This window comes from Neorhizobium tomejilense, from assembly GCF_964254135.1.
Taxonomy (GTDB): domain Bacteria; phylum Pseudomonadota; class Alphaproteobacteria; order Rhizobiales; family Rhizobiaceae; genus Neorhizobium; species Neorhizobium tomejilense.
In genome coordinates this window covers 1,844,913-1,866,958 of record NZ_CAXUSO020000001.1, presented here as the reverse complement: position 1 = coordinate 1,866,958, position 22,046 = coordinate 1,844,913, and the positions used below count along the sequence as shown (strand labels likewise).

Sequence of the window (22,046 nt, the reverse complement as noted above, 5' to 3'; positions counted from 1 at the left end):
GAAGTCAACTCCGTTCGCCGAGCACCTTGGTAACCGCGCCGATCAACGCTGCCGCCTCATAGGGCTTGAGGACGACAGGCGCCGAAAAACTTGCCGGGATGATCGACTTGTCGCTGTAGCCGGTCGCGAAAATGAACGGAATGTCCCGGCGGATCAGTTCCTCGGCGATCGGCAGCGATGTGCCGGAGCCGAGATTGACGTCGAGGATCGCGACGTCGAACCTGATTTCCTTGAGCTTGCGGAACGCGTCGGCGACAGAGGGCGTCGTCGTCACCTTGTCGATGCCATGCTCGGCAAGCATCGCTTCCACGTCCGCGGCGATCAGCATCTGGTCCTCGACAAGCAGGAATTCGAGATCCTGAAGCCGCGGCGTAGCCGTGTCATCGCTGACGGCGCTGCTGCTTTCCTCGGTTTCGACTTCCGCCAGCTCATCATCGCCGTGGATGTGTTTCGACGGCACCACGAAGCGCGCCCTCACCCCTTCGGGCGGATATTCGATCTTCGCCTCGCCCTCCAGTTCGTAAGGCACGCTGCGGGTGATCAGGACGCTGCCAAAGCCGGCGCGTGACGGGAGGCTTACCGGTGGCCCGCCGTTCTCGGTCCAGACGAGTTCGCAGTCGTGGTTGGCAAGCCGTCGCCACTCGACATCCAACCGTCCGCCATTGACGGAGAGCGAGCCGTATTTTGCCGCATTGGTCGACATCTCGTGCAAGACCAGCGCCATCACCGAAAAGGCGCGGCTGTCGAGCCATATGCGCGGACCCTTGAGTGTGACGTTGCGCGTTCCCTCCCTGTAGGGCTTCAGCTCCGCTTCCAGAAGATCGGACAGCACGCCGCCGTCGCCGCCGCGCACCACCTGGTCATGGGCGAAGGCAAGTGCCTGGATGCGCCCCTTGAGCGAGCCGACATAATCCTTGAGGCTGACGTCGGCGTCGACCGAGTGCCCGACCAGCGCCTTGATCACCGCAAGGATGTTCTTGACCCGATGGTTGAGCTCCTCGTTCAGCATCCGCTGGCGCACGTCCGCCTTGCCGCGTTCGTCGGCCAGCAGTTCGTTGTGATGCAGAACCACCTCGACCAGCACGGCGCGGATCGCGTCGGCGATCTCGCGGTCGGCATCGGTCCAGGGCTGTGCCTGCTGATGCACCATCTCCTTCCATATGGCGAAACTCTTGCGGGGCGTCAGTCGATCGCCGAGCGGTCCCGTCTCGTAGGATTTTTCAGGATTGCCCGCCCAGTCGAGCGTCTGCACCTTTTCGCGGCGGAAGAAGAACAGGTAGTCGCGCGGCCTCTGCGAAAGCGGGATGGCCAGCAGGCCGCAGATCGTGTCCGGAGAAATGGGCAGCCCCGGCAGATCCAACGAGAGCTGGAAGCTGGACCAGATCCTGCCGCCCGAGGCACCGCCGACAAGTTCGGCGAGCTCTGCTATCAGGTTTTGCGGCGGCACGGCCCCATCGCCGGTCCAAACGCCGTCGAGCAACAGGCCGACGCCGTCACAGGTCAGCATCCGGCTGAATTCCCCAAGCGAGCTGCGCAGCAGGCCGGTGATGTCCGCATGGTGGGAGGCGGCCTGCAGGAAGCGGTCGAGCGAACGTCGCGCCTGGCCCGCGGTCTCCATGAGCTGCCGCTGTTTCAATGCGCTCAGATGCAGCGAGAAAAATTCGCCAAAGGTTTCCGCCGCCACCCGCTGCGGCATCGAGAGCACTTTCGGAGAATAGTGGTGGCAGGCGATCAGGCCCCAGAGTTCATTGTCCACCACGACCGAAATCGACATCGAAGCGGCGACGCCCATGTTGCGCAGATATTCGCAATGGACGGGCGAAACGCTGCGCAGGTGCGCGAAGGACAGATCGAGCGCCTCGCCGGTCTCGTCGGTTTCTGGCACGATCGGGATGCGCGGGTTGCTGGCGTCGGAAATCACCCGCACCGTGTTCTTGACGTAAAGCGCGCGGGCCTGTTTCGGGATGTCGCCTGCCGGGAAATACTGGCCCTTGAAGCTTTCGAGGTCGCGCCTCTTGTATTCGCTGACGACTTTTCCGGCGCCGTCCTCCTCGAAGCGATAGATCATCACCCGGTCGTAGCCGAGCATGGCATAGATCAGCCGCACCGAGCTTTCGATCAGCCGGTCGAGGCTGGCGACGTTGCGGATGCGGCTGATCAGCATGCGCGCCACTTCGAGCGGCTGGTCGGAATCGGTCGATGCCGGCTCGAACTCCAGGATCACCTTCGATTCGAAACGATGGATCGCGACGTCGAAAGCGGCTCCCGAGGCAAACCTGAGGCCATGCCGAAGCGCCGGCCTCGCAGGGTTGTCGGAGGTGGCGAGCGCATTGCGCAATGTGTGAGCCGCCTCCCCGCCGACGATCTCCTCCAGCCGCCGGCCGTTGATGTCTCCCGTGATCGAAAGCATGTCCGCCACATTGGCGGAGTGTTGCACGATCTCCGCGCCAGCGGCGTCGCAGGCGATAAGGCATCCATGGGGTTGAATGCTGCCGGGGATATGGATCGGCTCTCGGTCGCAATTGCTAAGGTCGACCGCATCCCTGTGAGGCATGTTACAAGTCCCTGAAGACAGTCCGGCCAATACAATGGGGACAGCAGACGCTTCGGCATCCTTAAGGTTAGGAAAACGTCATCAAGAAGGTTTGCATCGTATTTCCGGCTCTGCCGGAAGGTGATTTCATATTTCTATCGTATCTGCCGTCTAGGGCAAGGAGTAAGCTTCATTTTAATGGATGACGCATTAGTCTTGTACCAGCGGACCTCATAAGCCATATGATGGTGAAAACGAAAAAAGGAAATTCGGTGAGCGGAAATAACGATCGCAGAGGCCCGAAAGAGCCGCGCTGGCTTGGGCCGGTCGCACCGAGCAGGGTCGCGCTGATCCCGCCGATCTCCGCGGCTCGCTGGCTTCTCGTGCTCGTCGCCGCTGCCGGCATCTATTTCTTCCACGGATTCCTGGTTCCGGTTCTCGCCGCGCTGGTGATCGGCTTTGCCAGCTGGCCGCTTTATCGCGAGCTGCTGCGCCGGACCGGCGGCAACACCACCATCGGCGCCTCGCTCGCCATCATCTTCATCCTGACCTTCCTGATCGTGCCGATCGGCATCGCGATCTCCTATACGATCGGCGAAGTGCGCCAGTGGATCATCTGGGCGGCTGAAGTGAACCGTTTCGGCGCCCCGCCGCCCGCCTGGATCACCGGCCTTCCCTGGGTCGGCGAATGGCTGGGCATCCAGTGGGTCCAGCATGTCGGCTCGCCCGGTGCGGTCGGCGAACTCATCCAGATCGTCTCGGGCGCCAATATCGGCAATATCTACCGCGCCATCGTGGCGGCAGGCGACGGCGCCTTCCATCTGGTGCTGACGCTGCTCTTCATGCTGATCGCTCTGTTCTTCGTCTATCGCGACGGCGGCTCCTTCAGCGAGCAGATCGACCTTCTCGGCGAGCGCATCCTGCCGACCCGCTGGGAACGCATCTCGCGCATCGTTCCAAGAACGATCAGCTCCACCGTCACCGGACAGACGCTGATTGCGATCGGCGAAGGCATCGTACTCGGCATCGCCTACTGGATCGCCGGCGTCCCCTCACCCGTCACGCTCGGCGTATTGACCGGCCTGATGGCGCTCATCCCCGGCGGCGCGCCGCTGTCTTTCACGCTGATCTCGTTTTATCTGGTCGCCAACGGCGCCTATGTCGCCGGCGGTGCGCTTTTCCTCTGGGGCACGGTCGAACTCTTCATCGTCGACAAGACGCTGCGGCCGCGCCTGGTCGGCGGTCCGATCAAGCTTCCCTTCCTGCCGACATTCTTCGGGCTCGTCGGCGGTGTCAGCACCATGGGTTTCCTCGGCCTGTTCATCGGCCCGGTCCTGATGGCGCTGCTCGTCTCGATCTGGCGCGAATGGATCCGGGAAGTGAAAATGGCCGATGTGACCGAGGTCGAATCGGCCGATCTGGCCAAAGGGCCGGCGACGTCCCCGGACCTTCCGCCCGATCTTCCCGTGGTCAGGAAAGTCTCTTCTCCATGAAGATGCTGAGCGGATCGGGCCGGTAGCTCGAGAACGGCCCGATCTCCGAAAAGCCGTAGGCGTGATAAAGTCCGATCGCCTGCGGTTGATGGATGCCCGTCTCCAGCCGGATCGCCGACAGGTGAAGCTCGCCGCCGCGTTCCAGGATCGCATCCATCAGCCGCCTGCCGAGTTTCAGCCCCCGTGCCGCCTCGTCGACGAACATCCGTTTGATCTCCCCGGTGCCGTCGCCCGCCTCGACCAGCGCGCCGCAGCCCAAGATCGTGCCTCCATCGCGCGCCACGAAGAAAGAGACGCCGGGACCTTCGAGTGTCGCGACATCCACCATATGATTGCTCTCGGTGGGATAGAGCGAGGCCGCATAGGCGTCGGAGAGTTCAAGAAGCTTCAGCACGCTCGCCTGGCGTGGCGGTTCGATCGCGATCGTGACGGTCATTCTGCCTCCTGGAGCTTTGGTAAGAGAATGCCTTACCGGATGCGGCATGCCTGTGAAACCTGCCTTGGTCGAGCCAAGATTGTTCGATCTAAGTCATCCACCACATTTTAGGGGACGACATGAACTCCGCACTGATTGTCATGACCATTCTCGGCTGCAACGACGCCGGAACGGACTGCCACTATATTGCCACTGCTGAAAATCGCTGGCCGAGCATCGAATTGTGCAATTCCGTGTCGGAGCAGCAGCTGTCCGGTTATGCCAACCAACCCTATCCGATGCTTATCGCCGTTTGCCAGAAGCCGGAAGCCGCAGAGATTGCCAATGCGCCGGTGCCGCGGGCTCGACCCGAGACGGCGCCGCCAGCACCAGCCGGACAGCCGGCCGCGACGCCTGCTCAGGAACCGGTGACGCAGCAGGAGAAGGAAACACTGGCGGGCCGCGCCATCCAGCGGGTCAAGACCGTGCTTCCGACCACCGAAGGGGTAAAAACGCTGATGACCAGTCCGGTGCGGCTGGTCGAGAACGGCTATTCCTGGGTCGCCAAGAGATTCGAGCGCTAAGCCGGCGGTTACGCCGCCAGCGACACTCCGGTTGCGTAGGACCGTGCGCTCAGCCGGACGTCCAGCCGATGCAGCTTCTCGACCATGTCGAGAAGGTCGGAGACCGGCGAAAGCTGCATGTCCGACCGCTGGAACTTTTCGAGCAGCAGGCCGGCGATATTGTCGAGCGCGCCGGTTGCCGCCGCCTTGCGCCAGAGGAAGACCGCTTCGACGAAGACGGCAGCGATATCCCGTCCGAGGCCCGAGGCTTCGAAGAGCGCCCGCACCGCATGCATACGGCCGGTCGCAAGGATTGCCCGCACGCGGCGGTCGTCGAGGCCGGAAAGCGATACCATCGCGCCTGCGAAGAAATCGACCTTGCCGCTGCAGAGCGCATGGATGAGAAAGGCGGGCGTCAGCCGTCCGGCCGTGCGCAAATGTTCGACCAGGCCGGGAATTTCTGCCTGCAGCACGGTGCCGGCAATGGCGACGGCCGCAGCCTCGCCTGCCTCGCGGGTCATGTGCTCTATCCGCGCCGGCGCCATACTGGTCCGCACCAGTCCCGAGCCGGCAAGTGCTGCGGTAATGTGGTTGACGAGCATGTGGCGGGCGTCCGCAGGCAGCGCGTCGCGCTCCAGCAACAGGTTGCGGATTTCACAGCAATGCCCGAACCGCTCGGCGATCCGCCGGAGCGAAACCCGGGTGATCGAGGCGGTCTCGTTTTCCAGCAGGATGGTGACTTCGCATTCGTCGCCGATCTCGGCGATCGCGGCTGCAACCCCGCGAGAAAGGTTCGGCCTTGCGGCGATCATTCCGCGGGTCAGGCTGTCGCTGCGTCCGGCAAGATCGACAAGGTCGTTTTCGGTCAGTACGGGCGAACAGGCGATGACCGTGCAGGCGATCTCCGGCTGGTCTTCGGCAAGGCACACGATGACGGCCCGCGGCGCATCGGGAGAGTCCGCCAGAGCCTCCGCGAGCGCCAGGCGCACATGCGGCGATGGATCGTCGAGGAGATAGGTCATGGCAAGGCCCGCGGCGCGATGCTGCTCACCGCCCATGGGCGAGTGGAGATAGGCCCGGCCGAGAGCATTGGCCGCCTTCGCCTTCTCGCCTGTTCTTGCCGTTTCTGCCCAACGAAGAAATGCCTGTACGATCACACTCGGCCTCGACTACACATGCCAGTTCGGATCTGGCTGGCTTGATCCGTCACGCTAATGCCAAAAAGTTTAAGATTGGTTCACCACGTTCCTTAACCATGGCGAAGTCCTTGAAAATACGGTCCTGGTTTATCGTCGCCCCGTCTGCTGAGGCCTCAACGGTCCATTCGGCGGACGCGGATGTGGTCGTGCTCGATCTCACGGGCCTTCCTGAGTCGCGGAATGCGGTTGGGGATTTCTGCCGGGCATGGGCCGACTTGGCGCCGGTCGCCGGCCTCTCGTTTCTCCTGCCCGCTTTCTCTTCGGCACGGACGGAGGCCGCCATCGATCTCGCCATCCAATATGGGGCCGCCTCGGTCGTGCTCTCGGGCGTCCGCAACGGGGCCGAAGTCCAGAGGCTCGACATGGCTTTGCGCGTGGCGGAAATCCGCGCGGGGCTGGCGCCAGGCAAGACACGGATCGTCGCGCTTGCCAATGCCTCCGGCATCCTCGCCGCTTCCAGCTTCGAACGCTGCAGCAATCGTCTGGCGGCCCTCGGCTGGGAAGGCGGCTATGGCCCCTCCTCCGATACCGCGCGTGTTGCGGCTGGAACCATCGCGCTCACCGCCGCCGCCGCCGCAGGCATAGCGGCCGTCGATGTCGTCTCGCCCGCGGGGGACGCGGCTGCCTTCCTGTCTGACTGCGAAAGAGCAAGAGCGAACGGCTTCTCCGGCAAGCTCTGCCGCAGCTCCGATCAAATTCCGATCGTCAATCGGATTTTCAGCGTTTAGGCTCGGCGCCGGCCGGCCGGGTCATTTCGAACACGTCCGCGCCGCCGTCGGCGTAATCGCGATAACCCATGCGCGCAATCGGCCGGGCAAGCCCCATGTCGATCCGCCCGCCCCGCAGGATCTCCTCGCTGATATGGATGCCGACCACCTGGCCGAACACCATGTAGGCCTCCGCCGGCTCGCCGTCCAATCCGACCGGCTGGATCACCTGCGTGACGCGGCATTCCAGCACCGTATAGGCTTCGCCGACGTAAGGCGCATCGATGAGTTCTGCCATCTTGGCGGTCAGCCCCGCCACCTCGAACTCGCTGACGCCATAGGGCACCGGCGCCGACGAGGCGTTCATCTGCTCGGCCAGGTGACGGCTTGCGAGGCTTGCGGTGAAGACGCCGGTTTCCTTGGCGTTCTTCAGGCTGTGCTTCCGGCCACTGGAGGAAAACATCACCAGTTTCGGGCTGTCGGAAATGGCGTTGAAGAAGGAATAGGGCGACAGGTTCATGGACCCGTCCCTGCCCTTCGTGCCGATCCAGCCGATCGGGCGGGGCGCGACGATCGCCTTGAAGGGATCGTGCTTCAGTCCATGCTGGTTGGTGTCGGTCGTGTAGAACATCGAAAACCCTATTCGCCGGCGTAGGTGACGATCTGCGACAATTCCGGCCGCGGGCGGTCCGGCGTCGCGAAATCGCTTGAGCCGATATGGATGAAACCGGCGATCTTTTCGCCCGGCTTCACGCCGAGGAGGGCCAGCGCCTCGTCGTCATAGGCGACCCATTCCGTACGCCAGTTGGCGACATAGCCATGCGCGTTTGCCGCCATCAGCATGTTGAAGCAGACGGCGCCGGCCGAAAGCACCTGTTCCCATTCAGGGATTTTCGGATGCGGTGCCGCGGTGCTGACGACGGCGACGACCAGCGGCGCACGGGTGAAGCGCGTCAGCTCCGCCTGCCGGGTAGCCTCGGCCATGTCGGGCGTCTTCTGGAGGGACAGGGCCAGAAACTGTTCGCCGAGCGTCCTGCGCACGTCGCCGCGATAGACGATGACGCGCCAGGGGGCCAGCTTGCCGTGATCCGGAATGCGGGTTGCGAAGGTGAGAATCGCCTCTAGTTCTTCCTGCGACGGGGCCGGCTCCTTCATCTGGGCTACCGGCGTGGAATGCCTGTCGCGCAGAAAATCGATGAGTTTAACGTCATTTTGCATGGTCAAAGCTTTCATTTGGAGCTGGCGGTCGGGAAGGTCTTGAAATTGCCTTGTCATTGGTCTTCAAGTGACGTCTCGGAAAACAAGAGTCAACCGGTACAACAGATGGCAGGCACTTCCCTTGCGGCACGCTGGTTTCTCGCCGGAGCGATGGTTCTCGGCTCAGCTTTCAGCGCATTCGCCCAGGAAGAAGCCTTCAAGAATTTTCGCGCGCTGGACAGCACGGCGAAGATGCCCAAGCTCAATGCCTTCTCGGCTCTGCCCGGCGGCCCGCCCGGCTCACTCTCAAGGGACGTGCAGTTCGACGCCAAGCTGACGTCCGACGGACAGCCCATGCAGGAAGGCCTCACCTGGCGCGTCTTCAGCCCGATCGCCGGCGAAGACGGAAAATTGCCGCTGGTGGCTAGTTCCGAAGGTGGCTCGGCGTCGTTCCAGCTCCCCCCCGGCGACTATTTCGTCAATTGCGCCTTCGGCCGCGCCGGCGTCACCAAGAAACTGAAAGTCCCCGAAAGCGGAAACGTGCCGAAACAGACGCTGGTGCTCGATGCCGGCGGTTTCGTGCTGAACGCGGTTGCCGGTACTGACCAGCGCATTCCGCCCAAGGAACTGAGCTTTTCGGTCTATTCGGCCGATGTGCGCGACAACGGCGACCGGGCGCTTGTGATGTCGGACGTGAAGCCGAATACGGTCGTGCGGCTGAATGCCGGCACCTATCATGTCGTCTCGGAATATGGCGGCGTCAACGCGGTGGTGCGGGCCGATATCCAGGTGGAGGCCGGCAAGCTCACCCAGGCAGTGCTGCAGCATCGTGCAGCGCAGATCACCCTCAAGCTGGTCTCCCAGCCGGGCGGCGAAGCGATTGCCGATACGGCATGGTCCGTCCTGACCGCCGCCGGGGACATCGTCAACGAAAGCGTCAGCGCTTTCTCCACCATGGTGCTGTCAGAGGGCGAATATCTTGCTGTCGCCCGCAACAAGACCAAGATCTATCAGCGCTCGTTCACCGTCAAAGCCGGCCGCAATACCGAGGTCGAAGTGCTGATGCGTGAAACGCCTCAGGTCGCCGGCGCCGTCGCCAATGACAGGAACTAGCCGGGTTTCCGCAGCGATTGCCGAACCTCAGCCAGCCCGACGAAGCCATCTCATCTTATCGTTGCCCTATCGCATTTGACGGCGCCTGCATTCACAGGCGCCGTCATGAGTTGAGTCAGGCTGCTGCCTTTGCCGCCTTCCTGGCTTCGAGGCGACGCAGCACGTCCGGCGGGGTTGCCTCGAGGCTGAGCGAGGCGATCGCCTCCTCCAGCGTCATCGAGGTCTGGGCCTGCGAGCCGAGGCGGCGGATGTTGACCGAACGCTCCTCGGCTTCCTTTTTGCCGCAGACGATGATCACCGGCACCTTGGTGACCGAGTGCTCGCGGATCTTGTAGTTGATCTTCTCGTTGCGGAAATCGGTCTCGACGACCATGCCCGCATCGCGAAGCGCTTCTGCGACCTCGCGGCCGTAATCGTCCGCATCCGAAGTGATCGTCGCGACCACCACCTGCATCGGCGCGAACCACAGCGGCATGTGGCCCGCAAAATTTTCGATCAGGATGCCGAGGAAACGTTCCATCGAACCGCAGATGGCGCGATGGATCATCACGGGCTGGGTCTTTTCCGAGTTCTGGTCGATGTAGAACGCGCCGAACCGTTCCGGCAGGTTGAAGTCGACCTGGGTCGTGCCGCACTGCCATTCGCGGCCGATCGCGTCCTTCAGCGTATATTCGAACTTCGGACCATAGAACGCGCCCTCGCCCGGCAGGATGCCGGTCTTGATGCGGCCTTCCGACTGCGCCTCGATCGTCTTCAGGACATCGAGCATGACGGATTCGGCACGATCCCAAAGCGCGTCGGTGCCGACACGCTTGTCCGGCCGGGTCGACAGCTTGACCACGACTTCCTTGAAGCCGAAATCCTCGTAGACCGACAGGATCAGGTCGTTGATCCGCAGGCATTCGGCGGCCATCTGCTCGTCGGTGCAGAAGACGTGCGCGTCGTCCTGGGTGAAACCGCGAACACGCATCAGCCCGTGCAGCGCGCCGGATGCTTCATAGCGATGCACGAGGCCGAATTCCGCAAGCCGGATAGGTAGTTCGCGATAAGACTTCAGGCCATGCTTGAAGATCTGCACGTGGCCCGGGCAGTTCATCGGCTTCAGCGCAAAGACGCGGTTGTCCGCTTCCTTGTCTTCCGGATGCGTGAAGGCATAGGCAGACTTCACCGCGAACATGTTCTCCTGGTACCAGCCCCAGTGACCAGACGTCTCCCAGAGCGAGGCATCGAGAACCTGCGGCGCGTTGACCTCCTCATAGGTACCGGCGAGCCGGCGGCGCATATAGGCGGTCAGCGTCTGGAACATGCGCCAGCCCTTGCCATGCCAGAACACGACGCCCGGACCTTCTTCCTGAAAATGGAAGAGGTCCATTTCCCGGCCGAGTTTGCGATGGTCGCGTTTTTCAGCTTCGGCCAGCACATGCAGGTACTGGTCGAGTTCTTCCTGCGTCGCCCAAGCGGTGCCGTAGATGCGGGTCAGCATGGCGTTGTTCGAGTCGCCGCGCCAATAGGCGCCGGCAACCTTCATCAGCTTGAAGGCCGTACCGATCTGGCCGGTCGAGGCCATATGCGGACCGCGGCAGAGGTCGAACCAGTCGCCTTGATAATAAATCTTGAGGTCCTGGTCTTCCGGGATCGCATCGATCAGCTCGACCTTGTAGCCCTCGCCCTTGGCTGCGAAGACTTCGCGGGCCTTCTCGCGAGACCAGACCTGCTTGGTGAACGGTTTGTTGCGGCCGATGATTTCCTTCATCTTCGCCTCGATCTTCGGCAGATCGTCGGGCGTGAAGGGCGCGTTGCGGGCAAAATCGTAATAGAATCCGTTCTCGATCACCGGGCCGATGGTGACTTGCGTGCCGGGCCAGAGTTCCTGCACCGCCTCCGCCATCACATGGGCGGCGTCGTGGCGGATAAGTTCCAGCGCTCGGGCGTCTGTGCGGGTGACGATCTCGATCTTTCCGTCGGTCACCGGCTCGGCGAGATCCTGCACGGTGCCATTGATGGTGACGGCGATAGCCTTCTTGACGAGCGACTTGGAAATGCTCTCGGCAACGTCACGGCCGGTCGTGCCGGCGTCGAAAACGCGGACGGAGCCATCGGGAAATGTAAGGGAAACGGATTGGGACATGTCTTTCTCCTGTCCAGTCCCGCCAACGAATGCGGGTGGTGTTGGAATAAATGGCGGTTCGCCCTTAGGGCGCAGCCGGCGTGGCTGATAAATGCTTTTGGCGTTTTAGTAAAGGCGAGCAGCCGCTCAGCCGATCATTTCGGCAAGCCCGGCGACTGTGTTGGCATTGCGGATCGTGCCGATGCCGAGCTTCTTGGTGGTCATCGCCGACAGCAGCCGCGTCTCGCTCGCCTTGCCGCCGAAGTCCACCCAGAGATCGCCGTCGACGATGGAAATCTTCTCCTCGCCGCGGTGGCGCTCGAGCAGGTTGAGGATACTTTCGTCGAGCGGTTGTCGCATCACCCGCACGCCGACCTCGGAACCTTCCCCCAACGGAAAAGGATTGCCGGCCGCGAGCTTCAGCCAGTCGGCACCTGTCCTAGCGATGATATCGACATGCTTGCCGAACTGCTTCTCGAAGGCGGTCTCCAGTCGCTGCTCGAGATCGCCGATCGATGACCTGCCGGTTTCGAAGACGAGATTGCCGGTCGAAACCAGGGTCCGGCAATTCCGATAGCCGAGATCCTCAGCCATGGCGCGCAGGTCGGCCATCACGACCCGCTTGCCGCCGCCGAGAACGATGCTGTGAAGCAGCGCGACATAGGTGATCATCGGTTCCTCATGGAGGCGATGCCGGTTTGACATGACGGCGCCAGTATCTCCATGGCGTCCACCAATGCTGCCGCCCTTCGAGCGCTTCCGGTACCGGGTCGAGACCGCTTGTACCACCAGGCCCGCAGCGCCCCACCCGAAACAGCGTCATCCATCCGCCCGGCCACAGCCCATGCCGCGCCACCGCCTCATATCCATATTCCGAGCAGGTCGGAATATGCCGGCAGGAATTGCCGATGAAGCCTGACAGGGTCAGCTGGTAGAGGCGGATCAGCCCCATGCCGAATAGCCGGCCGGGCGTCTTGGCAAACGGGCCGGTCCAGTTGCGTGAGCGGCCTGCCTTCGGTTCGGATCTGGAATGCCGGCAATCGGGGGCATTGCACATCGGATCAGACGGTGGCCGCTTCGGACCGTTCCCTCGCCTCGATCTGGTCGATCGCATCGACGACCGCTTCGAAGGTCAGCATGGTGGAGGGATGGCGGGCTCGGTAGTCCTTGACCGGCTTCAGGTAACGCATCTCCTCGAACCGGCCGTCCGGCCCCTCGCCGTCTTCCTTCAGCATGGCGAGCATGTCCTGGCGCGCCTTGCGGATTTCTGCTGTCGTTGCGCCGATCACATGCCGCGCCATGATCGAGGACGAGGCCTGGCCGAGTGCGCAGGCGCGGACCTCATGGGCGAAATCCGTAACCCGGTCGCCGTCCATCTTCAGATGCACGCGTACCTTCGAGCCGCACAGTTTCGAATGTTTTTCGGAACTCGCATCCGCATCGGGCAACACGCCCGCATGAGTGATATTGCCGGCGAATTCGAGGATTTTGCTGTTATAGATGTCGTCCATCAAGGCTCGCTTTTGAAACCGCCGTCGCTCGTTGAACACTGCGTCACGTCCGGCGGGCTACCATAAAAGGCTTCCTGCCATTATATGTGATGTCCGGGCGAGATCATCAAGAAAGGATGTTTTCACGAAATCCTACCGAAAACGGAATAGGATATCTTGTAAAAATGTTCGCCGAAGGTCAGATAACCCCAGATTGCCCAAAAATCAGCCGCAGGTGCCCAGCGGCTGGTCAGTCCGTGAGTAACGCCAGTCGGATGCGGCCTTGAACCGCATCAGGAGACGATAGATGGATGCCATAGTGAAGAATTTCCCGGCTTCGAAAGAGAAGCAGGTCCGGCCCTCGCAGCAGGAAGCCGAAGAAGCGGTGCGTGTTCTGCTGCGCTGGGCAGGTGACGATCCGGCTCGCGAAGGCCTGCTCGACACCCCGAAGCGCGTTGCTACCGCCTACCGCGAACTGTTTGCCGGTTACGAACAGTCGCCGGAGGATGTGCTCGGCCGCACTTTCGAGGAAGTCTCGGGTTATGACGATATCGTGCTGGTGCGCGACATCCCATTTTTCTCCCATTGCGAACACCACATGCTGCCGATCATCGGCAAGGCGCATGTCGCCTACCTGCCGAACGGCCGCGTCCTCGGGCTCTCGAAGATCGCCCGCGTCGTCGAGATCTTCGGCCGCCGCCTGCAGACCCAGGAAAACCTGACAGCGCAGATCGCCAATGCGATCCAGGAAACGTTAAAGCCGCGCGGCGTCGCCATAATGATCGAGGCCGAGCACCTGTGCATGGAAATGCGCGGCGTGCAGAAGCAGGGCTCGCATACGATGACGACGACGTTTACCGGCGAGTTCAAGGCGAACGCCGCCGAACAGGCCCGTTTCTTCACGTTGGCCCGCAACCGCTGATACGCGGTTGCCCGGGCGGAGTTTCACCATGCCGCTTTCTTTCGACCCGCCTTCCGCCGACAAGACGGAACTCGAAGGCGCTGGCGCCTTCACGCCCCGCTTCGATCAGAACGGTCTCGTCACCGCCGTCGTCACCGATATCCGCGACGGCGAACTGCTGATGGTCGCGCATATGGATGCCGAGGCGCTGGCGCTGACGGTTGAGACCGGCATCGCCCACTATTACAGCCGCTCGCGTGCCAAGATCTGGAAGAAGGGCGAATCCTCCGGCAATCTCCAGACCGTTCATGAACTGCGCACCGATTGCGACCAGGACGCTGTCTGGCTCAAGGTCTCGGTCGCCGGGCACGACGCCACATGCCATACGGGACGCCGCTCCTGTTTCTATCGGACTGTTACCCAAAGTGATGGCCGGGCGGTTCTTGAAATCACCGACGATCAGCGTCATTTTGACCCGGGTGTGGTCTATTCGGATCAAGGAACCATTTAGGGATCTGCCTCGTTTTTCGGCATGTCTCGACTGAATAAACGATTTCGAAATCTGTTGGTGCGCTAATCGGCAGACCGGGGTTGTTCAGCTGTGGAGGGCGTTTATCGATGCTGAACTGGAGTTGGAACCGTCACGATCCGCAAGCGGCACCTGCCGACGGCGGCGAAACGAACATCCTCGAACCTACCCCTCCTCCCATCATCGAATCCCCCAAAAAAGCAAAGCTTGCCCTCGCCCTCGGCGGCGGTGCCGCCCGCGGCTGGGCGCATATCGGCGTGCTCAGGGCGCTTGACGAAGCCGGGATCGAGGTTGGCATGATTGCCGGCACTTCGATCGGCGCTCTGGTTGGCGGATGTTATCTTGCCGGCAAGCTCGACGAACTCGAGACCTTCGCCCGGTCGCTTACCATGCGCCGCATCGCCGGCCTGCTCGATCTGACGATCGGCGGCGGCGGCCTTCTCGGCGGCATGCGGTTGACCAAGCGGATGCAGGAACATCTCGAAGGCCTGTCGATCGAGGAGCTCGACCGCCCCTTCGTTTCGGTTGCGACCGAACTTCACACCGGCCATGAAGTGTGGATCTCCAGCGGCTCGCTGATCACCGGGCTTCGCGCCTCCTACGCCCTGCCGGGCATTTTCGAACCGGTGAAATGCAACAACCGCACGCTCGTCGATGGCGCGCTCGTCAATCCGGTGCCGACCTCGGTATGCCGCGCCTATGAGCAGCCGCTCGTGGTCGCCGTCAACCTGAACTATGAGATTTTCGGACGGTCGGCTGTCGTCAAGCACAATGCCAGCGTCCAGCCGATCGATGACGGCCGCAAGAAACCCGAGGATGTCCGCGTCGGTCTGACCGGCACCATGGTGCAAGCTTTCAACATCATCCAGGAACGCATCTCGCGGGCGCGGCTTGCGGGCGATCCGCCGGACCTGGCGCTGCATCCGCGGCTTGCCGATATCGGACTGTCGGAATTCCACCGCGCCGGCGAAGCGATCGACCGCGGCTATACGGAGACGATGGCGCAAATCTCGGCGCTGAAGCGCATGCAGGAAGTTTTCGCTCGTTGAGCGGGCATCTCGCCTCGCCACATATGTAAAGAGCCTCGCCCTTCGGCGAGGCTCGGCCAAAAATCAGCCGGCGATATAGGCCTTGATCTGTTCGGCCTCCAGTTCGATCTCGCGGATGCGCGATTTTACCACGTCGCCGATCGAGATGATGCCGGCAAGCTTGCCGTCCTGCTCGACGGGCACGTGGCGGAAACGGCCCGAACTCATCATTCCCATCAGTTCGTCGACGGTCGTTTCGTCCTTGCAGCGCTGCACCGAAGTGGTCATTGCCGACTTGACCGGCTGATCGAGCACGGCGGCGCCCTTGCCGGCAACGGCACGCACCAGATCGCGTTCCGTGAAGATGCCGGCGATGCGGCCTTCCATGCCGATCACCACCACGGCACCGATCTTCTTGTCGTTGAGGATACCGGCGACTTCGAGCAGCGTTTTGTCGGGACCGACGGTCACCACGTCACGCCCCTTTGCATCCAGCATGTTCTTGACGACTATTGCCATGGCTCTCTCCTCGCAACCAGTTCGGCTTGGACATTGTCCGTTCCCGAAAGCAAAGCGCCTGGGTGGAGGAACCGTCCCTGCACGTATGCGGAAGTGTAGAGCGAGGCGGGAAAGAGATCAAGAAAGAGATCAAGGACGCGCGAGCGGCATGACGCGGCGTGGCAAGGGATCGAAAAGACCGAACAGCAGGAAGCCGAACAGGAAGCCACCGATATGCGCGTCCCAGGCGATCGGTCCCATATCCGCGCCGAACAGTGTCACCCCGAAGGCGATCAGCAGGTTACCGGCGAACCACATGGCCGTGAAGATCACCACGGTGCGGTTGCGGAAGGAGCCGAGGATCGACTGACGCGGATAAAGATGGCCGTGGGTTCGGTCATAGCCCCGACGTTCCGGGAAGGCGAAACGGCAGGCGGCCCCCATCAGCGCCGAGACGACCCCCGACGCGCCGATCAGCAGCGTCTCGTTGCCCCAGTTGAGCGCGGCGTGGAAGAAGGCTGCGGCCACCGCCGAGAGAATCCAGAAGATCACGTAGCGCAGGGTGCCAATCCGTCGCACAACCGGCGCCCCGAAGGCCATCAGCCAAAGCGCGTTGAAGAGGATGTGTTCGATGCCGCCGTGCAGAAGCGAGTAGGTGACCGGCGTCCACGCCCATGCAAAACCCTGCTCGCCGAGCGGATAGACGTAACGCAACGGCGTGAACGCCAGATTGACGACCATATAGGCGCGCGTATCCTCGTCCAGCACATAGTCCTGCACGATGTAGATGACCGCAAGCAGAGCCAGCGTCACGACAAGGCTCCGCGGAAGATTGAAAATCGGCTGCGAGCGCTCGGCGTCGTCATCCGCCTCGGGCTGCTCGTTTGCCATATCCGGCCCGTCGTTCATGCCAGTCCCTTCCGTCTTCTCATTCCCCGGCGGAATGGCCGACAGCCATATAGGAGCGGCCGTTCAAATGAAAGCATACCGGGATCACAGTAACGCCAGCGCATCGGCAGATCATGGATCGTTAACCATGACCCCTTTGCCGTGGCACGGATTTCGCTGCTGAAGAAGGACCAGCCGCGCATGAAGCGCGATCTGTCTCGAAATGCAACAGGTAAGATGAATGCGCAACCAGGCCAGCCGGGCGATCTTCGACTACTGGATCAATCTCAAGCACGACGGGGCAGTTCCCCTCAAGACCGAGATCGATCCAGCCGCCTTGCGTCATCTTCTTCCGCATCTTTTCATGGCTGCCATGGACCCTGCCGGCACGCTGGTATTCCGCCTGGCCGGTACCCGCATCTGCGAACTATTCGATCGTGAATTCCGAGGCCAGGCTTTTGCGGATGTCTGGCCGGAAACCGACCACCGGCAGCCGGTGGAAATCGCCCATAGCGTCATTCATTCGCAACAGCCGGCGCTTCTGGACGTTCTCGCCTCGAATGGCCACATCCGCCATGCCTATGAGATGTTGCTTCTGCCAATCCGATCGGCGGAGACGGTAGCGAGCGACCGCATTTTCGGCGCCCTCTTGCCCCGGCTCTCTCCCTATCCCGTAACGGCGACGCCGGCCACGTTCCTGACGCTCGAGAACTGGACGTTCCTGACCGGCAGCGGTTCGCATTTCGGCGTACCGGTCACGGGCGATCGCGGGATTTTCCGCAACACGTCAGGTCGGCTTCCGTCCGACCGCCCTCCCTCATGAGAGCGAATGCCGGTCGCGGCAGATAGCAGCGGCGGCGCCTTCCAAAACCTTCTGTTAACCGAGGCGCGCTAATACTCTTAACGATAGACTTAGAAGAGAAAAGCTCTCTCAAATGTATTCATTTCAGCCGGCTCATACTCCATCTACACCCAGCGTTCCCGCACAGCGTTCCTTCCAGCGCGTGTCCGTCAATATTCCAGGACGGCTGATGCTGGCGACGCATGAGGAATTTCCCTGCAATGTCGTGGACATGTCGCCGGGCGACGTCAGCTTTGCCTGCGTCGGTCGTCCTCTCGTCGGCGAGCGCGTGATTGCCTATCTAGAGCATATCGGCCGACTGGAAGGCATGGTCGTCAGCGTGTCGGATACCGGCTTCGTGATGTCGATCAACGCGACGGACCGCAAGCGCGAGAAACTGGCCGCCCAGCTGACCTGGATCGCCAACAAGCATGAACTCGGCCTGCCGGAAGATCGCCGCCATGATCGCCTGGCGCCGCGCATTACCCGCACGGAGATCACGCTCGACGACGGCCGGCGTTATGCCTGCCGCATCGTGGACCTTTCGCTATCCGGCGCGGCCGTCGATATCGATATCCGCCCGGCTCTCGGCACACCCGTCCGGCTCGGCAACATGCGCGGCCGCGTTGTGCGCCACTTCATGGAAGGCGTGGCGATCGAGTTCAATTCGATCCAGTCGCGCGAAACGCTGACCGAATTCCTCTAAAAGCATTTTTACCATCGCCATCCGGAAGCGTCCCGTTCGGGGCGCTTTTTTGTTGTCCGCCTCCGCCAGCCGTCCCGTTTCGTTGCTGGACAGGCCGGGAAAAACCGGCGGCTTGTGCCGAAACGGGCTTTCTTTCAAAAAAATGTCCCCTTTCGGCACTTTTTTTGAGGCCGTGAATCGACCTTGGTAGGCCCGATTTGGCTGTGGTGCACCCTCACCCTGCCCTTTCCTCTCCTGCTTGAACACAACCAACCGCCGCCATTTCCGGGTTCTCGACGCTCCGGCGACTGCTCCAGCCGTTCGCAAGAAGTGCTTGAATTACAGTTGGATAGCGGGAAAACGGCCATGCCGGCCGTCGCCGATAAAGCGCATTTTATGAAAACCAATGGCAAATTTGCCTTGAATTTTATGAAAGTTCGAGATGCATTTGAGCCATGTTTTAGGCGAATTGAATTCAAATAAGATATTGATTTTACTGCGAGATTTTCCAGTCGATCAAACCCTGTCTGGCAGTGTTCTTCCCACAACGGGGAGACATAAAAATGAAGTACAGCAAGGGACTGGGCCTCGCCGCCATCACCGCCGCCGTGGCGATCTTTACCGCCGGAAGTTCGTTCGGCATGCCGACCGGCTCCGTGCGTGTTCTCGGCCAGGCCAATCCGCCGCTCGGCCACTATGAGTTTTGCAAGACCTATGTCAGCGAATGCGCCGCGACCTACAAGGACGCCGGCCCGTTGGCGCTGACCGAAGACAAGTGGCGCACGCTTCTGGACATCAACTACACGGTCAATTCCTCGATCACGCCGATGACCGATCAGGACATCTACGGTGTCGAAGAGCGCTGGGCCTATCCCCGCACCGTCGGCGATTGCGAAGACTTCGTGCTTCTGAAGCGGAAGATGCTGATCTCGAAGGGCTTTTCGCCGTCCGACCTGCTGATTACCGTCGTCCTGCAGCCGAATGGCGAAGGTCACGCGGTCCTGACGGTCCGCACCGATCGCGGCGACTTCGTGCTCGACAACATGCGCAACAAGGTCATGGTCTGGTCGGATACCGAATACACCTTCCTGAAGCGCCAGGCGAACGACGATCCCGCCCGCTGGGTCAAGCTGCAGGACGGTCGCGCCACCGCCGTCGGCTCGGTCGGCCAGTAATCCCACCTCTCCTATCGGCAGGAGACCGCGGCGACCCGAGCCGCGGTCAATGGGCACGACCGCACATCTGCAGGCGATCGCCCGAACTGTCCCGGACTTGATCTGCTTTACGAAGCGTTAATCATAACGATCCAGACTGCGGCCAAATCGCCTGGCCTCTTCCCGTGTTCCTGTCCCATTCCGGCGCTGGCGAATCCCCTCTCGAACGAGAACATGGAGCGCACGTCATGGCAGGTCCGGCCCGGAACCTCTCGGCTGCAGAAGACGCACCGCTCCTCTCCAATCGCTTCGTCTATCGGCTGACTGTCGTCATTGCCGTCCTTGCTCTGTTGACGGCGGCGATCAGCATCAGTGGCCATTGGTTCGGCCAGCGTATCGCGCTTGCCGGCCATACCGACAGTACCGAAGAATTCCTGATCCGGATCGGCCAGGACAAGCTCAAGCTTCCGGCCAACACGATCCGCTTCCGCGACCAGCGCCGGGCCGGCATCACCGAGCGCGTCGATCTCTATCTCACATGGCCGGAGCTCGAAGGTTACAGTGCCGGCCTGCGGTCTCGTTTCGATGATGTCGGCCAGTCTTCCTCATTGATTTTCCTGCAATTATCCCAGAGCACCATGTCTCGCGACATGTCGGGGCGGCTGGAGCCGATATACTCCAAACTGTTCGAGGGAGCGCCGCAGCAGGCGGCCTTCGGATTGACGCTTCACCGGCTGCGCGCCGATTCGGGCTACGGCAGCGAAATCGTCCTGACGGGGCGGGTCGCCGACGCGCCCGATTACGTCGTGCGCTGCGTGCTGCCGGTTGCCGGCGAGAGGGCGACCAGCGGCGACTGCCAGCGGGATATCCACATCGGGCAGGACCTGACGATACTTTATCGCTTCTCCAGTGCGCTTTTGAGGGATTGGCAACATATTGATGCCGCAGTTCGCCTCTTTGTCGAAAACCGGCTGGCGAAATAAGCCGCCGCGGACGCGTCGGGTCCAAGCCCCAAGTTGATGTCTAAAATGCAGTATATCGAAGCAAGCTGCTGTTCATCATAAACCTCTTGGTAACGCTAATCCCCTAGATTGATGGGTAACGGTCGTGGCGGGGGCGCGTCCGGATATGACTGATGTGATGCAAGCGATGAGTGCGGCAGTGTCGAAAAAAATGTTCTCTGCATTCCCTTCGAAGGGTGATGCGACGGTTCCGGGACGGTTCCTCGGGTTTCTCTTCACATTGGCTGTGGCGATTTCGATGTTTTCGACGCCGGCTGCCGCCGGTCCGAAATATGCCGGTATCGTCGTCGACGCCAAGACCGGCAAGGTTCTCTATTCCGAGGATCCGGATGGTCTGCGTTACCCCGCGTCGCTCACCAAGATGATGACGCTCTACCTGACTTTCGAAGCGCTTGAAGCCGGCCGGATCAGCCTCGACACGCAAGTCCCGGTCTCCGCTCATGCTGCATCCGAGCCGCCTTCCAAGCTCGGCGTTCGCGCCGGCGGCTCGGTCTCGGTCGATCAGGCCATCCGCGCACTCGTCACCCGCTCCGCCAACGACATTGCCACCGCTCTCGGTGAATTCATCGGCGGTTCCGAGGATCGCTTTGCATCGCTGATGACCGGCAAGGCGCGTGCGCTCGGCATGACCCGCACCACCTATCGCAACGCCAACGGCCTGCCGAACACCGCGCAGATGACGACGGCGCGCGATCAGGCGCGTCTCGGCATGGCCCTGCGCCAGCATTTCCCGCAATATTACGGCTACTTCGCCATCCGCAGCTTCAATTTCGGCAAGCAGACGATCGGCAATCACAATCGCCTGGTTGGCAACGTCAAGGGCGTCGACGGCATCAAGACCGGCTACACCCGCGCCGCCGGCAGCAATCTTGCGACTTCGGCCCAGCTCGATGGACGTTCGATCGTCGCCGTCGTGCTCGGTGGCCGCTCCAGTGCCGCCCGTGACGCAACGATGCGCAAGCTGGTCGCGGAATATCTTCCGGAGGCATCTCGCGGCGGCAACAACAACCTGATCGCTCAGGTGGCTCCGGCTGCCCCGGCTGCGCCCGCTCCTTCTCTGCCGGTCCGGTCCGCTTCGCCGGTTGCCGCGTCCCAGTCCGACGCGCGCCAGATGGCTGCGCTCGACCTGCCGCCGAGCGGTCCGCTGCCGGGCGCCCGTTATGCCGAGCAGCAGGCTGCAGCCATGGCTCCCGCCGCATCGGCCTATGCCGCGGAACCGGAACAGAAGAAAGTCATCACCCAGGCGATGAACTCGGCAATGGCCGGTGCCTCCGCCGTCCCGACGCCGGCTCCAGAATATATGCCGGCCAAGACCGAAGTGGCCGTGGCGCACCGGACGAGCCGCTCTGCCGTCGATGAAGTGACGACCGCTTCCACCAAGGCCTCTGCCTCTGCGGCAGCTGCAAAGCCCTCCTCCGAGGCCGCGATAGCAGCGAACGGCTGGGTCATTCAGATCGGCGCGTCGCCGAACCAGAAACAAGCACAGGATCTCCTGCAGAATGCGCAGGATAAAGGCGGCAAGGTATTGCGTTCCGCCAAACCCTTCACTGTCGCCTTCAGCAACAATGGCGAACAGATCTACCGTGCCCGCTTCGGCGGCTTCGACGACCAGAAGACGGCCATCGATGCCTGCAACCTGTTGAAGAAGAAGGGCATCAGCTGCTGGGCGTCGCTTCAGTGAGC

The 22,046-nt window shown here is 61.9% G+C and carries 23 protein-coding genes; 12 read left to right on the top strand and 11 right to left on the bottom strand.

Annotated features, from left to right (window positions below; translation table 11 throughout):
• Positions 1-4: 4 nt before the first annotated feature.
• Entirely contained in the window at positions 5-2,554 is a 2,550-nt protein-coding gene (locus ACSQ3G_RS09685) for an HWE histidine kinase domain-containing protein (protein ID WP_105424439.1), read from the bottom strand.
• A gap of 251 nt (positions 2,555-2,805) precedes the next feature.
• Between ACSQ3G_RS09685 and ACSQ3G_RS09680 the strand changes: the two genes are divergently transcribed.
• Positions 2,806-4,026 (top strand): AI-2E family transporter, encoded by a 1,221-nt coding sequence (locus ACSQ3G_RS09680; protein WP_105404906.1) that lies wholly within the window; start codon positions 2,806-2,808, stop codon positions 4,024-4,026.
• Here the strand turns inward: ACSQ3G_RS09680 and ACSQ3G_RS09675 are convergent.
• Positions 4,004-4,462, bottom strand: coding sequence for a GNAT family N-acetyltransferase (locus tag ACSQ3G_RS09675; protein WP_105424440.1), 459 nt, complete (start codon positions 4,460-4,462; stop codon positions 4,004-4,006). The two genes, ACSQ3G_RS09680 and ACSQ3G_RS09675, sit on opposite strands and share 23 nt — an antisense overlap.
• Positions 4,463-4,581: 119 nt before the next feature.
• Here ACSQ3G_RS09675 and ACSQ3G_RS09670 point away from each other — a divergent pair, with 119 nt between their 5' ends.
• Positions 4,582-5,025 carry a hypothetical protein gene (locus tag ACSQ3G_RS09670; protein WP_105424441.1) on the top strand — a complete coding sequence of 148 codons (444 nt, stop codon included), beginning with the start codon at positions 4,582-4,584 and terminating at the stop codon, positions 5,023-5,025.
• Positions 5,026-5,033: 8 nt separating this feature from the next.
• Here ACSQ3G_RS09670 and ACSQ3G_RS09665 read toward each other — a convergent pair whose 3' ends face one another.
• Complete coding sequence (locus tag ACSQ3G_RS09665; protein WP_105424442.1) at positions 5,034-6,161, bottom strand: DUF2336 domain-containing protein; 1,128 nt, start codon at positions 6,159-6,161, stop codon at positions 5,034-5,036.
• On the opposite strand from ACSQ3G_RS09665, the gene ACSQ3G_RS09660 reads away from it, so the two are divergent.
• Positions 6,146-6,931: an aldolase/citrate lyase family protein gene (locus tag ACSQ3G_RS09660; RefSeq protein ID WP_436109867.1), complete on the top strand. Its 786-nt coding sequence runs from the start codon at positions 6,146-6,148 to the stop codon at positions 6,929-6,931. The genes ACSQ3G_RS09665 and ACSQ3G_RS09660 overlap by 16 nt on opposite strands.
• Here the strand turns inward: ACSQ3G_RS09660 and ACSQ3G_RS09655 are convergent.
• Both ACSQ3G_RS09655 and ACSQ3G_RS09650 read right to left on the bottom strand, forming a co-directional pair.
• Positions 6,921-7,541 (bottom strand): flavin reductase family protein, encoded by a 621-nt coding sequence (locus ACSQ3G_RS09655; protein ID WP_436109866.1) that lies wholly within the window; start codon positions 7,539-7,541, stop codon positions 6,921-6,923. The genes ACSQ3G_RS09660 and ACSQ3G_RS09655 overlap by 11 nt on opposite strands.
• 8 nt (positions 7,542-7,549) lie before the next feature.
• Positions 7,550-8,128, bottom strand: a complete 579-nt coding sequence (locus ACSQ3G_RS09650; protein WP_105416642.1) for a nitroreductase family protein — start codon at positions 8,126-8,128, stop codon at positions 7,550-7,552.
• A gap of 105 nt (positions 8,129-8,233) precedes the next feature.
• Here ACSQ3G_RS09650 and ACSQ3G_RS09645 point away from each other — a divergent pair, with 105 nt between their 5' ends.
• Positions 8,234-9,220 carry an RgsD C-terminal domain-containing protein gene (locus tag ACSQ3G_RS09645; RefSeq protein WP_105415852.1) on the top strand — a complete coding sequence of 329 codons (987 nt, stop codon included), beginning with the start codon at positions 8,234-8,236 and terminating at the stop codon, positions 9,218-9,220.
• 115 nt (positions 9,221-9,335) lie between these two features.
• On the opposite strand, the gene thrS is transcribed toward ACSQ3G_RS09645, so the two are convergent.
• From thrS to ACSQ3G_RS09625, 4 genes are all read right to left on the bottom strand, one after another.
• Positions 9,336-11,348 (bottom strand): threonine--tRNA ligase, encoded by a 2,013-nt coding sequence (thrS, locus tag ACSQ3G_RS09640; RefSeq protein ID WP_436109865.1) that lies wholly within the window; start codon positions 11,346-11,348, stop codon positions 9,336-9,338.
• A 126-nt stretch (positions 11,349-11,474) separates the two neighbouring features.
• Positions 11,475-11,999, bottom strand: coding sequence for a DUF1697 domain-containing protein (locus ACSQ3G_RS09635; RefSeq protein ID WP_436109864.1), 525 nt, complete (start codon positions 11,997-11,999; stop codon positions 11,475-11,477).
• A 7-nt stretch (positions 12,000-12,006) separates the two neighbouring features.
• On the bottom strand, positions 12,007-12,384 hold the full coding sequence (yidD, locus tag ACSQ3G_RS09630; protein ID WP_436109863.1) for a membrane protein insertion efficiency factor YidD: 378 nt from the start codon (positions 12,382-12,384) through the stop codon (positions 12,007-12,009).
• A gap of 4 nt (positions 12,385-12,388) precedes the next feature.
• Positions 12,389-12,838, bottom strand: coding sequence for an iron-sulfur cluster assembly scaffold protein (locus ACSQ3G_RS09625; RefSeq protein WP_046666915.1), 450 nt, complete (start codon positions 12,836-12,838; stop codon positions 12,389-12,391).
• 286 nt (positions 12,839-13,124) lie between these two features.
• Here ACSQ3G_RS09625 and folE point away from each other — a divergent pair, with 286 nt between their 5' ends.
• From folE to ACSQ3G_RS09610, 3 genes are all read left to right on the top strand, one after another.
• On the top strand, positions 13,125-13,739 hold the full coding sequence (gene folE, locus ACSQ3G_RS09620) for a GTP cyclohydrolase I FolE (RefSeq protein WP_436109862.1): 615 nt from the start codon (positions 13,125-13,127) through the stop codon (positions 13,737-13,739).
• 28 nt (positions 13,740-13,767) lie between these two features.
• Complete coding sequence (hisI, locus tag ACSQ3G_RS09615) at positions 13,768-14,229, top strand: phosphoribosyl-AMP cyclohydrolase (RefSeq protein ID WP_436109861.1); 462 nt, start codon at positions 13,768-13,770, stop codon at positions 14,227-14,229.
• A 107-nt stretch (positions 14,230-14,336) separates the two neighbouring features.
• Positions 14,337-15,296, top strand: a complete 960-nt coding sequence (locus ACSQ3G_RS09610; protein WP_105404866.1) for a patatin-like phospholipase family protein — start codon at positions 14,337-14,339, stop codon at positions 15,294-15,296.
• 63 nt (positions 15,297-15,359) lie between these two features.
• On the opposite strand, the gene ACSQ3G_RS09605 is transcribed toward ACSQ3G_RS09610, so the two are convergent.
• A complete protein-coding gene (locus tag ACSQ3G_RS09605) occupies positions 15,360-15,794 on the bottom strand; it encodes a CBS domain-containing protein (RefSeq protein ID WP_105424449.1) in 435 nt (144 codons plus the stop codon).
• A gap of 129 nt (positions 15,795-15,923) precedes the next feature.
• Positions 15,924-16,682 (bottom strand): rhomboid family intramembrane serine protease, encoded by a 759-nt coding sequence (locus ACSQ3G_RS09600; protein WP_436109860.1) that lies wholly within the window; start codon positions 16,680-16,682, stop codon positions 15,924-15,926.
• 220 nt (positions 16,683-16,902) lie between these two features.
• Here ACSQ3G_RS09600 and ACSQ3G_RS09595 point away from each other — a divergent pair, with 220 nt between their 5' ends.
• The 5 genes from ACSQ3G_RS09595 (at position 16,903) to ACSQ3G_RS09575 (ending at position 22,044) form a co-directional block, all read left to right on the top strand.
• A complete protein-coding gene (locus tag ACSQ3G_RS09595; RefSeq protein ID WP_436109859.1) occupies positions 16,903-17,484 on the top strand; it encodes a PAS domain-containing protein in 582 nt (193 codons plus the stop codon).
• 112 nt (positions 17,485-17,596) lie between these two features.
• On the top strand, positions 17,597-18,208 hold the full coding sequence (locus ACSQ3G_RS09590) for a PilZ domain-containing protein (RefSeq protein WP_046666919.1): 612 nt from the start codon (positions 17,597-17,599) through the stop codon (positions 18,206-18,208).
• A 542-nt stretch (positions 18,209-18,750) separates the two neighbouring features.
• On the top strand, positions 18,751-19,362 hold the full coding sequence (locus ACSQ3G_RS09585) for a transglutaminase-like cysteine peptidase (protein ID WP_436109858.1): 612 nt from the start codon (positions 18,751-18,753) through the stop codon (positions 19,360-19,362).
• 227 nt (positions 19,363-19,589) lie between these two features.
• Positions 19,590-20,324, top strand: a complete 735-nt coding sequence (locus tag ACSQ3G_RS09580) for a hypothetical protein (protein ID WP_436109857.1) — start codon at positions 19,590-19,592, stop codon at positions 20,322-20,324.
• A 277-nt stretch (positions 20,325-20,601) separates the two neighbouring features.
• On the top strand, positions 20,602-22,044 hold the full coding sequence (locus tag ACSQ3G_RS09575; protein WP_436111695.1) for an SPOR domain-containing protein: 1,443 nt from the start codon (positions 20,602-20,604) through the stop codon (positions 22,042-22,044).
• Positions 22,045-22,046 lie beyond the last annotated feature (2 nt).

Excerpts from the sequence above, each read along its gene's own strand:
- ACSQ3G_RS09685 (WP_105424439.1), bottom strand. The coding sequence starts at position 2,554 with ATGCCTCACAGGGATGCGGTCGACCTTAGCAATTGCGACCGAGAGCCG.
- ACSQ3G_RS09675 (WP_105424440.1), bottom strand. The coding sequence starts at position 4,462 with ATGACCGTCACGATCGCGATCGAACCGCCACGCCAGGCGAGCGTGCTG.
- ACSQ3G_RS09670 (WP_105424441.1), top strand. The coding sequence starts at position 4,582 with ATGAACTCCGCACTGATTGTCATGACCATTCTCGGCTGCAACGACGCC.
- ACSQ3G_RS09660 (WP_436109867.1), top strand. The coding sequence starts at position 6,146 with ATGCCTGTACGATCACACTCGGCCTCGACTACACATGCCAGTTCGGAT.
- ACSQ3G_RS09655 (WP_436109866.1), bottom strand. The coding sequence starts at position 7,541 with ATGTTCTACACGACCGACACCAACCAGCATGGACTGAAGCACGATCCC.
- ACSQ3G_RS09650 (WP_105416642.1), bottom strand. The coding sequence starts at position 8,128 with ATGCAAAATGACGTTAAACTCATCGATTTTCTGCGCGACAGGCATTCC.
- ACSQ3G_RS09645 (WP_105415852.1), top strand. The coding sequence starts at position 8,234 with ATGGCAGGCACTTCCCTTGCGGCACGCTGGTTTCTCGCCGGAGCGATG.
- thrS (WP_436109865.1), bottom strand. The coding sequence starts at position 11,348 with ATGTCCCAATCCGTTTCCCTTACATTTCCCGATGGCTCCGTCCGCGTT.
- ACSQ3G_RS09635 (WP_436109864.1), bottom strand. The coding sequence starts at position 11,999 with ATGATCACCTATGTCGCGCTGCTTCACAGCATCGTTCTCGGCGGCGGC.
- yidD (WP_436109863.1), bottom strand. The coding sequence starts at position 12,384 with ATGTGCAATGCCCCCGATTGCCGGCATTCCAGATCCGAACCGAAGGCA.
- ACSQ3G_RS09625 (WP_046666915.1), bottom strand. The coding sequence starts at position 12,838 with ATGGACGACATCTATAACAGCAAAATCCTCGAATTCGCCGGCAATATC.
- folE (WP_436109862.1), top strand. The coding sequence starts at position 13,125 with ATGGATGCCATAGTGAAGAATTTCCCGGCTTCGAAAGAGAAGCAGGTC.
- hisI (WP_436109861.1), top strand. The coding sequence starts at position 13,768 with ATGCCGCTTTCTTTCGACCCGCCTTCCGCCGACAAGACGGAACTCGAA.
- ACSQ3G_RS09610 (WP_105404866.1), top strand. The coding sequence starts at position 14,337 with ATGCTGAACTGGAGTTGGAACCGTCACGATCCGCAAGCGGCACCTGCC.
- ACSQ3G_RS09605 (WP_105424449.1), bottom strand. The coding sequence starts at position 15,794 with ATGGCAATAGTCGTCAAGAACATGCTGGATGCAAAGGGGCGTGACGTG.
- ACSQ3G_RS09600 (WP_436109860.1), bottom strand. The coding sequence starts at position 16,682 with ATGAACGACGGGCCGGATATGGCAAACGAGCAGCCCGAGGCGGATGAC.
- ACSQ3G_RS09595 (WP_436109859.1), top strand. The coding sequence starts at position 16,903 with ATGCGCAACCAGGCCAGCCGGGCGATCTTCGACTACTGGATCAATCTC.
- ACSQ3G_RS09590 (WP_046666919.1), top strand. The coding sequence starts at position 17,597 with ATGTATTCATTTCAGCCGGCTCATACTCCATCTACACCCAGCGTTCCC.
- ACSQ3G_RS09585 (WP_436109858.1), top strand. The coding sequence starts at position 18,751 with ATGAAGTACAGCAAGGGACTGGGCCTCGCCGCCATCACCGCCGCCGTG.
- ACSQ3G_RS09580 (WP_436109857.1), top strand. The coding sequence starts at position 19,590 with ATGGCAGGTCCGGCCCGGAACCTCTCGGCTGCAGAAGACGCACCGCTC.
- ACSQ3G_RS09575 (WP_436111695.1), top strand. The coding sequence starts at position 20,602 with ATGTTTTCGACGCCGGCTGCCGCCGGTCCGAAATATGCCGGTATCGTC.